This window comes from Thalassoglobus polymorphus, assembly GCF_007744255.1.
In the GTDB taxonomy this organism is placed as follows: Bacteria; Planctomycetota; Planctomycetia; order Planctomycetales; family Planctomycetaceae; genus Thalassoglobus; species Thalassoglobus polymorphus.
In genome coordinates, this window is the sequence record NZ_CP036267.1 from 5,486,697 (window position 1) to 5,500,105 (window position 13,409).

6 protein-coding genes are annotated in these 13,409 nt (G+C 50.4%); 2 read left to right on the forward strand and 4 right to left on the reverse strand.

Going from position 1 to position 13,409, the window contains the following annotated elements; genetic code table 11:
- Window positions 1-100 precede the first annotated feature (100 nt).
- The 3 genes from Mal48_RS19875 to Mal48_RS19885 all read right to left on the reverse strand — a co-directional run bounded on the left by Mal48_RS19875 (window position 101) and on the right by Mal48_RS19885 (window position 4,390).
- Window positions 101-910 carry a uracil-DNA glycosylase gene (locus Mal48_RS19875; RefSeq protein ID WP_145203827.1) on the reverse strand — a complete coding sequence of 270 codons (810 nt, stop codon included), beginning with the start codon at window positions 908-910 and terminating at the stop codon, window positions 101-103.
- A gap of 302 nt (window positions 911-1,212) precedes the next feature.
- Window positions 1,213-2,925: a sodium:solute symporter family protein gene (locus Mal48_RS19880; RefSeq protein WP_145203830.1), complete on the reverse strand. Its 1,713-nt coding sequence runs from the start codon at window positions 2,923-2,925 to the stop codon at window positions 1,213-1,215.
- A 316-nt stretch (window positions 2,926-3,241) separates the two neighbouring features.
- Window positions 3,242-4,390 (reverse strand): hypothetical protein, encoded by a 1,149-nt coding sequence (locus Mal48_RS19885; protein WP_145203833.1) that lies wholly within the window; start codon window positions 4,388-4,390, stop codon window positions 3,242-3,244.
- A gap of 345 nt (window positions 4,391-4,735) precedes the next feature.
- Here Mal48_RS19885 and Mal48_RS19890 point away from each other — a divergent pair, with 345 nt between their 5' ends.
- Window positions 4,736-6,073, forward strand: coding sequence for a hypothetical protein (locus tag Mal48_RS19890; RefSeq protein WP_145203836.1), 1,338 nt, complete (start codon window positions 4,736-4,738; stop codon window positions 6,071-6,073).
- 188 nt (window positions 6,074-6,261) lie between these two features.
- Here Mal48_RS19890 and Mal48_RS19895 read toward each other — a convergent pair whose 3' ends face one another.
- Window positions 6,262-9,636, reverse strand: coding sequence for a serine/threonine-protein kinase (locus tag Mal48_RS19895; protein WP_145203839.1), 3,375 nt, complete (start codon window positions 9,634-9,636; stop codon window positions 6,262-6,264).
- Between the two features lie 1,330 nt (window positions 9,637-10,966).
- Here Mal48_RS19895 and Mal48_RS19900 point away from each other — a divergent pair.
- On the forward strand, window positions 10,967-13,357 hold the full coding sequence (locus Mal48_RS19900; RefSeq protein ID WP_145203842.1) for a PSD1 and planctomycete cytochrome C domain-containing protein: 2,391 nt from the start codon (window positions 10,967-10,969) through the stop codon (window positions 13,355-13,357).
- Window positions 13,358-13,409: the final 52 nt, after the last annotated feature.

A 13,409-nucleotide genomic window follows, 5' to 3' on the forward strand; every position in this document is an offset into this window, starting at 1 on the left:
CCGTCCAGCACAAGTGCTTTCAGATTCGATTTCGTTTCATGCCAAGGAGAGTGCCAGAGCCATCAAATCACAAGAGTCCAAAGCTCAACAAAGCCTTGGGTTAGCCTTGGGGAGGCTTCAGCCCCATATCGGCGAGTAGGAACTGCATGTCCTCCCAGACCGGTTTCTTGGCGGACGGATTTCGCAATAAATAGGATGGGTGATAGGTGCACAAAACTTTGGCGCGACCATGTTGATGAAACTTCCCTCTCATCTGGCCGACAGGAGATTCCACGCCGAGCAAATTATTCACCGCGACTCCCCCCCAGCAGACAATGTAGTCGGGATCGACGATGGAAATTTGTCCATCCAGATACTCTCGACAATTGTTCGCCTCTTCTGATGTCGGATTCCGGTTTCCCGGTGGTCGACAGCGAAGGATGTTGCAGATGTAAAGTTCTTCTCGCGTCCAGCCGCAAGCTCCGATAATTTTTGTCAGCAGCTGTCCAGCTTTCCCGACAAACGGTTCGCCTTGTCGATCCTCGTCAGCTCCGGGAGCTTCGCCGATGAACATGACTTTCGCTTCAGGGTTCCCCACTCCAAAAACAGTTTGCGTCCGCGTTGATGCAAGTTCCTGACAGCGAGTACAGTTCGCAACACGAGCAGCAAGTTCAGTGAGCAAAGATTCTCGATCTTGTTCCACACTCGCAACTTCTAAATCTGGCAAAGGAGCAGCTTCCTGAGCGACTGCGACCTCTGCTGGAGCAACATCTTCCTGAACGACCGGTTCCTGAACGGCCGGACTTTGCTCCGTAGCGGCTTGTACCGATTCTGCCTGTTCATCCAGAGGAACTGGCAACGGAAGATGAGTCAGACCTGCGGACTGACAGTCTTTCAAAAGCTGTAACGCTGCACGCTGTGGATTGTTCATTTAAAAACCAGAATCGATTTCAGATCGACGACTCTTGTGGAGACTGCTTCGCGGAAAATCAGAGTGTTGTCGGAAGTGATGTACAGCTCTTGCCTCGTCGTATGGAGCATTCTCAATGCTTGTCGTGCTTGTGAATGTCACTTTCGCAGATGCAGAGACGACTTCCAATAAAGCAGAACAGAAATTTGATATTGAATTGGCTGCAACTCAACACGATGCCATCTTAACGAACTTTCCATGTTCTGGTCTATTCACGCCAAGCCCCGCTCGGCGACGTCCCCAGCCTTCCCGTTTTGAACTCTCTACGAAACAATCCACCAAACGCTGCCGATAATTGCAAAGACAAGGAACCACCCAACCAGGAAACCGGAGATGGCACGCCAGGTTGGAATCGGAAGCTCCAGCGAGGTCTCTGGGAAGAAAACGTGACGTGGTGCGGGGGTTACTCCACTCGGGAGTCGACAGGGAGTTTCAATTTCTTCATTTTCCTGAACAGGTGTTCGCATCAATTCGTAGAAGCGTTCGAGTTGCTCCGGATCATTTTTTCGCGTGAAGAGGCTGACAAGAATCCCGCCTGCGAAACCGGCTGTCAGATAGGCGAGCATTTGCCAGGGAATTGTGATCATCAGTTCGCTGTTCTTCTCGACCACAATGCCAAGCGATTCAACAACTGGAATTTGGGCAATCGCGATTGCTGTCGAAGAGAGCCCGGTGATCCACCAGGTGAATGCTGTCAAAAAAGTCGCTGTCCAGGCCCCCGCTGTAGTCGCCCCGCGCCAGAAGACACCGAGCCAAAATGCAGGAGCCATCACCGCATTGAGCTTCCATAAAATCTCCAATCCAGCGATGACATCACTCAACCAGTACGCGTACGCAATCGCAGCAAGTACAACGAGCAAACCAGACAACCGAGCAACCCACAGGTAGTGATGCTCGCTCTGATTCGGGAAAACGGGACGATAAAAGTTTTCGCTGACAAGCCCTGAGGCGGAGATCATAAATGAGTCGCACGACCCCATGACAGTCGCCAACAGCCCAGCCAGAAACAACCCGAGTAAGCCGGGGAGCAACGTCGGCAAAAATTCAGCAGCCATCGTCCCATAAACATGGTCAGGGTTCTCAATATTCCCCTTGTAGTAAACGTACGCAGCTAGCCCGGTCAAACACCAGGCCACGGTGCAAATCCGTTTTAGAAATGTCCCTCCCATAAACCCGACGGCCCCATCGACTTCTGTTCGCCCCGCTCCACAGGTCCCCATATTGTGAGGTTGAACTGTTACGCTGAGAAGCGAATTCAATGCGATCATCGAGATATAGAAAACGCCAATCTCTCCGGGAGTCACGAGAGAAAGCATGTCTTTATCCGGAGTCAATTCTGCAAACGACGCTTTCATTCCGGAGATCCCACCAACGGCGTTCAACACAACCGGAAGAAGAAGAAACGAAAAGAGGAGAGTCAAAACTCCCTGAATAAAATCGGTAATGATCGCAGCCCGAAGCCCTCCAGCAAGACCGTAGACCACAAACAGAATCGTGATGACGATGATCGACGCCTCTGATGAAATCAACGCTCCCGTCGAGGCTTCAATCACTTCACCAGAGCCTTTCAGCATATTGCCGATTGTGACAACAAACTTGGCTAAGCCGAACACACAAAACAGAATTGCGACAGATTGTGAATATCGGGCAGCGAACACATCTGCTGTTGTGAGCGCCCGAAATCGCCGCATCATCGGGGCAATCAGCCAGAAGAAGGGTGTCGCGAACAGCCACATCCACTGATACCAGATTCCAGAAAGCCCGCTTGTGTAACACTTCGAAGCCACACTCACCGCTTGATCGGAATGAGTGCTGGTTCCGAATCCGTGCATCAACATCATCACCTTGCCGAACTTGCGTGGCATCACAAAGTCAGACATCGATTTCACTTGTCGACTGGCCCAGACCCCAAGAAACGTCACCCCAATCAAGTACGCTCCCAGTGCCAACCAGTCAGCCACGGCCAGTCCGTTCATGGAATATTTCCGTTCAACTCCAGATCTGTTCAGAAGTGGGATGTCGTTTGTAACTCATCCCGAAATGTCTCGAAGGCGACTTCACCCGCAATATCATCGACACGTGATTCTCATGTCCGCTGAAGTTGCCACTGCAGCAACGCTCCGGCGGTACCATCGACACAGTGTGCCGGATCATTTGAGTCGTTTGCAATAGCTAGAGCATCTTTCGAATTGGTTTGCAGAACGTAAAAGGCCGAGATTGGATTTGCTCGACAGCAAACCTGATCCCGACCTTCCAGATCCCGAGTGGTGCACGCGGGAGACATTCGTTTGTTTACTCAGCGACGAGGTTTTCAATCAAGACAACTTCGAGGTCTTTGCCCTGTACTTTTTTGAGAGTGTGCAGGGCGTCGTTGTCCCAGCGTGGGTCGGGAGCACCGGAAATGTACCAGTCGCCTCCGTTGTCGGCGAGGATCATTCCGTACTTCTTGAGAGCCTTCAGGATGACTTGCGCTTCGGGCGGGAAGTCTGAAATGTCGTAGTTTGCACGAAGTCGAACGCGCATCCCCATTGGCGGTAACCGAGGATCGTTAGATCGCGATGCCCAGTGAGTTGCAGGAGGGACAAAGGCTCGTCGTGTGTCGTTCACCGTAAACCTGAGTGCGTGCCGAATTTCTTTCTGCTCCATCACTTCATCATAGCGAACTAGACCTGGAAAGATCGGCAACCCAGCAGCATCGGCACTCGTCCAGCCAACGGGACGACTCGGATGCTGAGCAAGATCAAAGATCGCGCCTGACTCAGCCCGCCAGAGTTGACCGTCCCCAATCGAAAACGCTCGGAACAGTTCGTACAACTTCCAGTTATCGCGGTCGATGACAATGACATGCCGGTCACCATCCTCGTTCGGATGACCCTCGATTTGTGCATCAGCAGGAATCGGATAGGGGCCGGGATCGCTTTCATCACCGTAGGCTGTATAGACAATCGGAACCGACGGCTGGCTTGAGGATATCACCACATAAGGAATTCCGATCGGAGCGCCTTCCCAAGTTCCTGATCCAAACGCCGGGAAGAGGTTCTTTGTAATTCCAATACTCGAAATGAGTGTACGGGAAAGTGGGTCGACTGGTGCGGTGTCAATTCGCTGATTCCAAGGACTGTCTTTGGGGAAAGGAAGTTTCCCTCCCAAAGAAGCTCCCGGCCCCAGATGGACAACTCCCGGCTCATACGGTTTTGGAATCGAGTTCGGAGAGCGTTGCATTTCCCCGGACTTCGTCGACCAGGCAATTTCATGATCAGAAGAACTCTGCGACGAACCACCGGGTGACTGGTCACCATTGGACTCTTCGTGATCAGGATTGATAGAACTGGTGAGGTCGGGTGCTTCACTCCCCGCAACGGGCTGTTGGTCATGAATCAGCACACCAATCAAGGTGATCAGGAAAACCATCGCAAGAACCAGCAAAGCTGCATTTTTCATAACAATCCGCACAATCAAAACTAAGAGGCAACATAATTTGCACACTCAGGAACCTGACACATTTAAAGCAGGAAGTCTGGGAAGCCTGCGGCAAGTTTCCATTTTATTTCGAACTTCTTAACGGTCGTTCCGAATATCATTCTCTGTTGCGATTCTAAGAAAACTACTGTTCCTGAAACTGTTTCTTTGTAGACTGTACTTTGCCGCCAAATTGTCATTTAACTCTTTCTCACTTGAAAGAGGAATCAAGCCATCATGCACGTTTCAAGCATCGTTTTACCCTGCTTCTCTTTGATCGTAAGCTTGCTTTGCGCGAGTTCACTTTCTGCGCAGCTTGCTGCACCAGTGTTGCCTTCTCGAGAAAATTTGAAACCGGTTGTTCCTCAGCATTCACTTCCGGAGGATATCGGTTCCGGCCATGCCTCGATTGTGTTGACTGGCCCTTTCCTCAATGAACTCATTTCTTCACAGATCATCGATGAAGGCCCCGTGCGGGACTTTGTCCTCGGTGCAGAAGTGATCGGTTCTCAGCGAACAATTGCGGCCTCGTCACTGCAGCTGATTCCTTCGAATGGTCAAGCACGGCTTGTCATCAACCTGAATGGAACGACAACAAATCTCACCACAAACTACACGCAACGGGCTGCCATCAAATCGGTTGGAACATACCATTTTCAAATGGCGAAACAGATCGCATTTGATGGGTCAGTCGTTTCGACTTGGGCCCCCAGTGCGGTTCTGACTGCGGATCAGCAGAACGTTGCTGCCGCCACGCGACTTGCTCCCGTCCCGATTCTGGGACCTCTCACGACTCGAACCGCGATAAATGTCGCAAATCGAAGAACTCCGGTCGCAGAGCAGATCGCAGCAGCGAAAGTCACCCAGAAAGTTGCTCCGAAATTCAACAATGAAGTTGACGCAAAACTCACAGAGATTAATCAATTTCTGCATGGGAACTTCAAGCAACTCCTCGAAAAATACCAACTTGAAGCAACTCAGTTTTCAGCTTACACAACCGAAAATCAATTGGTCCTGTCAGCTTCAACGAGAGCATCTTCGTTGATCATGAACAGCTCTGTCCCGATGGCAGCCAAGAGTGATCTCTCCATCATTCTGGATGACGCACTCTTGAACCGCTTGATTCAAAAGTTGCCTCTCGCGGGCTTGCGTATTCCCGATCGTCATCTCAAAGCTGTGATCTCAGGTGAAGCCAAAACTCTGACGAGTTCCGCAACGCCTGAATTCATTTCGATTGTCTTTGATGATGTTCAACCATTGAAAATCAACTTCGAAAACGGGGCAATCCACCTTGAAGCTCGCTTGGCGATTCAACCCGTTTTGGGCGCACAGCGCCCTCTCCACCGCTTTGTCATCAGCCTGACTCCTTCCCTTCAAGGAGACTCGGTTCAACTGATTCCAGCTCTAGTGAATGTGGAAGAAGTCGGTGGAGAAAGTGGAAAGACCGCGAGCGGAATCACTTTAGAAGCAATTCGCGCTCAACTCAGCAACGACTTAACCCCAAGGCTTTATCCTAGAAAGATCGACCTTACTCCCGTCTCATCGCCTCTTCTACAGCAGGCCGGACTGAACACTGCTTTAATGACAGCTGTTCATGTCCAAAGTGGAAAGCTCATCGTCGAATTCGACCTCTCGCCGAATAGCAATCTGATTCCAGTTCGATGACCAGTTCTACGGGAAAGAATTCGACAGCGTTTACAGAATCGACTGCCGAAAAATTCGGACAGAGTTTCTGAAACAGCCTTGTTCCACTGATCGCATTTTTCGACTTGATGTTCGCGTTCGACTTTGGGCGAGCAGTCTATGAAGTCGTGAACGCGTTCTTCTCGGGGAGGACAACTATTGAAAACGCTTCAATGGACCTTTGGCCCGAGGATAAGAATCTTTGTGGTGTGCCTTCCCCCCACCAGTAAATCGAAATGAACTAACAGCCGGTCACCTGTTGGCATGAACTGCATGGAAACCGGCCATCCCGTGATCGTTTCGGGTTCGTACAAAAGACCGAGTTCTTCTTTTGTTGGAAGATGCGATGCAAAGATTTTCCCATCGGAATACCCCGTCAGCAATACCCGGTCATGATCACAGAACAAGAGAGATGTCACACGATTTGTTGCAATCCGCGAGAGGATGACCTCACTCGTTGCTCGGTTCCAAATCTGAAATCCATTTTCCGTCGCAATAGCAATGTGTTGATTATCTTCAGAAACGACCAGGTCATTTCCAGGAGTCACCTTGGTTCGCTTGACTTCAACGTCATTCTCAAGATCCCATTCGATGAGAAATTGATCGTCGTGGTCGGCGATCAAAGTTTTTCCTTCGTCTGCAAACCGGAGTCCGAAAGTTGGAATAATCAGTAGTTTCGTGAGAAGCTCCGACTCTGCCCAGGCGTTTGATGAACTCCAGACATGGATTTGATCATCAGCGGTAGCAACAGCGATGCGCGTTCCATCTTCCGAAATCTCAATCATGTTTCGAAACTGAAAAGTTGTTTTGATTGTCCCGAGCACTTGCCCCGTATGGATATTTCGAACTTCAACTCGATCTCCAACGCGTGCTGGGAACCAACCTTGCTCAGACAAATTCCCGACGCTTAGGATATCTTCCGAAGACATCGCATCGATCTGAGTTTGACCGCGCCCTTTCGTGCTGACTCTCAATGGTTGCTTCGATCCGCCTACAAAATAGAGGAGTTGATCAGGCCCCGATGGAAGAAGCCCTGACAACGCTTTCGGCGGTTTCAACACCGAGGCGGAGTTTCCATCCGATAAGCTCCAGCGAGCCACTTTCCCATCAGCCCCGGATGTCAAAACTTCAGAATGGTCCCGAAACTTCACCACAGATGCCCTGCCGTACTCCGGGTTATGCGCCTGAAAACTGGCAAGGAGCAACTTTTGTAGCGTTCGCCCCTCAACTCCCGGGCGGATCGAATTGAGATCGTAAATGTGGCACTGACCGTCGTTATAAACTGACGCCAAACGTGACAAATCAGATCTTACCCCAAGATGCTGCGGATAGATTGCGTTCGTTGAAAGAAAAGCGACTTCCGATCGTTCTACCGGATCGATCACAGCCATCTGATCGCTGAATCTGTCAGCAGCCACAAGGTATCGGCGATTTTGACCGGCCCAGCACATCGTACGGATGTTCAGGATTGACTCCGAAGGGATCGAATGAACCAATGCCGCAGCTGAGACATCCCAAACTGCGATCGAGGTCCGGGTTGGCACATAGAGCAATTTGCTGTCTTCAGAAAAGAGAAAAGACTCGTGGCGGTGATCGTTCTCGGAACGGAATACTTCTCTGAATTTCCGATCCCAGACACAAAATTCGGTGTAGCGTGCACCAGCAACAAGAGACTCGCCATCAGGCGACCAAAGAACCGCTTCGATCCCTGTCGGCAAAGTGCCAATCAGTTTGAGTGGCTTTTTCTCCTCTCGATGCCATGCCCAAACTTCCCCGTTGCGGCCTCCGGTCACAACAAATTGTCCATCGGGGGAAATTGCGACGGCGTCCACAGGTTCCGGGTGAGGTTCGAAGGTTCGTATCAGTCGACCCGACTCAACCTCCCACAAATACGCACCCCCGTTGGAACAGGCTGTTAAAAGAGACTGACCATCAGGAGAGATCGCGAAATCCTCAACAGCCGCGGGATGAAGGTACTGCGTCTTGGGAGCAAAGCTTCCAGCATTCAATAAGAGTCGACGCAACGATCCAGAACTGGACGAATCAGCGACAGGGGCCCCTTCAATTTCAGGAAGATGGAGACTCGCAATGTATGAATAGTTTTTACTTCGAAAGGCTGTCAACATTTGGTGCAAACGTGATGCTTCAAGCAAGTCGTTGGCCTGCTTCTCTCGTTGCGTCGCCTCTTTCTCTGCTGAAATCGCGCGCAGCATCTGAGAAACCGCAATGCCTCCTCCGGTGAGAAGGCCAACAGATGTCATCATCATGATCGTTAACGCAACCCAATACCGAGTGCAAAACTTGCGGGTCCGATACAGCAACGTGGGAGGCGATGCAATAATCGGTTGACCATCCAGATATCGCTGAACATCCTCTGCGAACTCAATTGCGGTTTTGTATCGAAGCTCCCGGTCCTTCTCCAAAGCCGTCATCACAATGAGATCAAGTTCCCCTTTCAGCGAGCGTCGAAGTTTTCGTGATTCCGCATTTTTGCTTCCGGAGACTGTCGAACTGTCGTTGACTCGCAGTGTACTCACACGCGCGCTTGGTTTGAGAGGAATTTCCTCTCTGAGAATTTTCCGAATCCCGTCATAGCCGAGCTTGGAAAATGAGGCTCGATGAAACGGAGTCTTGCCTGTAAGAAGCTCATACAGCAGAACCCCAAGTGAATAAATGTCCGAACGAGTATCGACATCCAGCAGGTTCATTTCCGCCTGTTCCGGGCTCATGTAAACAGGCGTCCCAATCATTTGAGCGAACTGGGTAAACAGAGTCCTTTCGGTCAGTTCCTGATTGAGCGCTTTGGCAACCCCGAAGTCAATCACCTTGACGACAGGTTTCCCGTCAAGTCGAGCCACCAGAATGTTGGAAGGCTTCAAATCTCGATGAATGATCCCTTTATGGTGAGCGTGCTGAACTGCGCGACAAACAGTAATGAAGAGTTCCAGCCGCTCCCGAATATTGAGCTGATGCTTCTCACAATAATCCGTAATGGAAACTCCTCGGACGAGTTCCATAACGAAATAGGGACGCTTCGTGTTTGTCGTTCCAGCGTCCAAGACTTTTGCGATATTGGGATGCTCCATGATCGCCAGAGCTTGCCGCTCTGCTTCGAAACGTGAGATCACTTCACTCGAATCCATTCCCGCGCGAATGAGCTTGAGCGCAACCTTACGCTTCATGGGGTATTGCTGCTCCGCCATGTAGACGGTTCCCATCCCTCCTTCCCCTAAGAGCTCCAAGAGCTTGTAAGGACCGACGAGCGGATGGTTCGAGATGTCGATCTCTCTATCAAGCTCTAACGAGGGACTGACAAATGAGATCGTGCAGGGTAAAGAGGCCTTCGGAGAAAACGCCTGGACCGCATTATCGAGAGGATTCGAATCAAGTGTCTCCTGAGCAGCCAACAGTTTTTCTACCGAACAGCGAAGCTCTGGAGCATCAAAACAGGCTTCTTTTAGAAATGTTTCTCTTTCTTCCCCGGAAGAGAGTCTCAACGCAGCTGTGAAAATCGTTTTCGGGAGAAGAACAGACCGTTGACTCATAATGCCCGCTTTGAACGAATTCACTGAACCAGTCTTTGATCAAATTGATCGACCAACAAGCCAATCACAAATGCACGTGGTACGAGGCAACAAGAACATCCTGAGATGACGACCAGAAGCCTTGCAAATCTCACGAAGGATTCCTCAGTCTCTAAGAGGCCAAGCTCAGGTTTTCGGCTCAACCTCGAAAATTTGTCACACCACTTATCACGAAATTGATCTTATCAAGGGGACATTTCCCCTGACAAACTTTTTCTGGTTCGCATTCAGATTTTTCTGAAGTCTTCAGATTCCAAAAACACCCCGAGATCTGCCCATCTCCGGGTGTCGTCGGAATCAAAAGAGTTCTCTTCCTCAGAAGATAAATGCCGGAGGGAGCCGACCCGCCTGTGCTCCCTCCGGTCTGATTGTGTATCGATTCAACCAAAATCCAGCCCGTCATTGGACGTTGCAAACTTAAAAACCCGGAATGCAACTAAAATTTGAACCAAATCAACACGCAACCCCTACCTAAATAAGGCGCAAACGAATGCTGTTTTGTCCGGAGAAATCTTCGAAATTTTACCATCCACTCAAAAACAGCCTCCCCGCAAAGAGCACAACACCTTGATGAGAAAAGAGTTAAAGCGAAATCACTTTTTCAAAAAACAATTTCAGAATTCACCTCAAAACAGTCTGAACAAAATGGTTTCACCCATGATTGAGCAACCACGAAACCGACGCTCGAACCTGTTGAGCATTGCCTGCTGGCTTCAATCGAGAATGGGAAGGACACCTCTGACAGCAACTGCTTGGACATCACAGCAAAGCCAATATTGGCCTTCACGTACTGCGAATGACGCGAACCTCCAACAACGCCGAGGGAATTGCAGGAGGCTGTTTTTAGAACTGGCTCTGAAACCTGAAATTGCTCTCTCAAGCGTGAAGAAAAGCGGTTATCCGAGTGGTCTCGGACAGCTTCCAGAACATCTTTCAAATTGGTGTTCTGTGTCGATTCAGCCCCCGACGAATCAGCGGGGGAGGTAAACGACCACCCTCGATGCAGCGACACGATGCAGCGATATGACTGCAGACCAATCGTGAATTTGCTTTAAGAAATTTCACGTAGAACATTTCCCCACCCAAGGCAGCGAGGTCGGGGAGCGGGTGAAAACGATTATAGAACCTGTCACCAGAATAGAGTCGTCCCAATTGATCATCAACGACAATTGATTTCGCGATTTGACGGAAAACCTGTTACACTTTTTAACCAATCCCACCGATTTGGTTGAGACTGCACTTTCACCAAAATGCATCTTAATCCCACCTGTTGATTACTCAAAGAATTGTCATGCCTTTGATGAGTGATTTCAAAATGCCAGATACGTCGAAATTCCCGCTCATACTTTTGAGTTTGGTTGTTCTTCTTGGAAGAGCCACCAGCGCTGAGGAGAAGAAAGCCCTGCCAGCGGCGTCCCCTCAAGACATTGAGTATTTCGAAAAGAAGATCCGACCTATTCTGGCGGAGCATTGCTACTCATGCCATTCGTCGAGTGCAAAGACTGTTCACGGCGGCCTGAAAGTGGATTCGGCTCAAGCATTGTATGCTGGTGGCGATTCCGGAGCTTCCATTCTCCCCGGCAAACCTGAAGAGAGCTTGTTGATCGCTGCCATCCTGTATGACAGCGATGCCGATTATCAAATGCCGCCAAAAGGGAAGTTGCCCGAGAGCGAGATCGCTGAGTTGACCGAATGGGTCCGCCGTGGAGCCCCCTTCCCGGACGATGGTTCTGTTGAGACCGCAAAACAGGAAATCAACATGGAGGAGGCCAGAAAGTTCTGGTCCTTCCAACCAGTTCATGAGCAACCTCTGCCAACAACATCAACGTCGTCCTGGCCACAAAAGCGGCTCGACCATTTCGTTCTTTCCGCCATGGAAAAGCAAGGGCTCTCTCCCTCTCCAGAAGCGGATCGGGCAACACTGTTGCGCCGCTTAAGCTTTGACCTCATCGGCTTGCCGCCGACCCCAGAAGAGATTGCGTCATTCGTGAACAATCCCGCTCCGGACGCCTACGAAAAAGAAGTCGAAAGGCTGCTGGCGAACCCACACTTCGGCGAACGCTGGGGAAGAATGTGGCTCGACCTGGCTCGCTACACCGATAAGACAGCAAGCTGGCTGGACTCGACTGGACAGGCTTATCTGTATCGAGACTGGGTCATCAAAGCGATGAACGATGATGTCCCCTACGATGACTTTATCCACCGGCAACTCGCCACTGATTTCATGGAAGAGACAGGACCGGAAGATTCCCCTGCACTTGGGTTTCTAGGTCTCAGCCCAAACTACTGGAAAGAACTCAAGCTTCCTTCTGAAATCATCAAAGTGATTGTTGCCGACGAGTGGGAAGAACGTGTCGACGCCGTCAGCCGTACCTTTCTCGGTCTCACCGTTGCATGTGCCCGTTGTCATGACCATAAATTTGATCCCGTGACACAAGAAGATTACTACGCCCTCGCAGGCGTCTTTGCAAGCACTCGAATCTATGAGTGCCCGACAATCGAGGAAGAATTGTATGCCCCTGTTCGCGTTGCGCGTGAAGAGGTGAAAGGTTTAGAGAAAAAACTGACAGCACTCAAAAAGAAAAAGCCCAAGCCTGAAGACGAGATCGCCGAACTGACGGAAAAAATCGAAGACATTAAGAACTCAACTCCGCACTACAATTCAGTGATGGCACCCGGCATCGTAGAAGAGGCACTTTTTGTTGAACGAAAAGGGAAAACGCCTCAAGAGGGAACCAACCTCGTTTATCGACCTGAGCCACGCGATCTCAATTTGTTCATTCGCGGAAACCCAAACCGGCTAGGCGATGTTGTCCCTCGAAGGTTTCTGGAAGTCCTGTCGAATGAAAATTCGAAACCATTCACCAACGGGAGCGGTCGGCTCGAACTTGCTCAATCCATTACACGAGAATCGGCTCCGCTGGCTGCCCGAGTGATGGTCAACCGTATCTGGCTGGCACATTTCGGACGCGGGATTGTCAACACGCCAAGCAACTTCGGACTTTCGGGAGAACGTCCTTCTCACCCGGAACTTCTCGACGACCTGGCTGCACGATTCATTCAGAATGGCTGGTCACTCAAAAAACTTCATCGTGAAATTGTCCTCTCTTCCACATATCGTCAATCGAGTCGTATTCAGGAAAATCAAGAAAGCGTCGACCCCGAGAACATTTGGCTCTCTCGTATGAATCGTCAACGCTTGCACGTCGAATCCTGGCGCGATGCCATGCTGAGCACGAGCGGCGAACTCGACCTGACCATGGGAGGGCCATCAAAAGACTTGAAGGACCCCAAAAATCTTCGCCGAACGATTTACGGAACGATCCACCGACGCGACATGTCGACGATGCTGTTAATGCACGATTTCCCCGACCCGACAACTCATAATCCTCAGCGACTGAGTACCACAACAGCACTTCAAGGGCTGTACGTTCTCAATGGACCGTTGCTGCTAGGTCGGTCAGAGAAGTTCGCTGAACGACTCGCTACCGAAATTCCCGACGACGATTCAAAAAGGATTCGTCGAGCCTACGAGTTGCTGTACGCACGAAAGCCAACCCCAAAAGAAATTGAAATCGGCCTGACATTTCTGAATCAACCAGATGAAGTGGCTCGGGCAGAGGCTTGGACGCAATATGCCCATGTGCTGCTCGCTTCAAATGAATTCCTTTTTGTTGACTGACTGACCCCGGACTACAGGTAAAATATTACTGACCTCTCGCATCACAATGCAC

What these genes read in the sequence shown, in the direction of transcription:
- Mal48_RS19885 (WP_145203833.1), bottom strand. Translation starts at nt 4,390, where the DNA reads ATGAAAAATGCAGCTTTGCTGGTTCTTGCGATGGTTTTCCTGATCACC.
- Mal48_RS19895 (WP_145203839.1), bottom strand. Translation starts at nt 9,636, where the DNA reads ATGAGTCAACGGTCTGTTCTTCTCCCGAAAACGATTTTCACAGCTGCG.
- Mal48_RS19900 (WP_145203842.1), top strand. Translation starts at nt 10,967, where the DNA reads ATGCCTTTGATGAGTGATTTCAAAATGCCAGATACGTCGAAATTCCCG.
- Mal48_RS19875 (WP_145203827.1), bottom strand. Translation starts at nt 910, where the DNA reads ATGAACAATCCACAGCGTGCAGCGTTACAGCTTTTGAAAGACTGTCAG.
- Mal48_RS19880 (WP_145203830.1), bottom strand. Translation starts at nt 2,925, where the DNA reads ATGAACGGACTGGCCGTGGCTGACTGGTTGGCACTGGGAGCGTACTTG.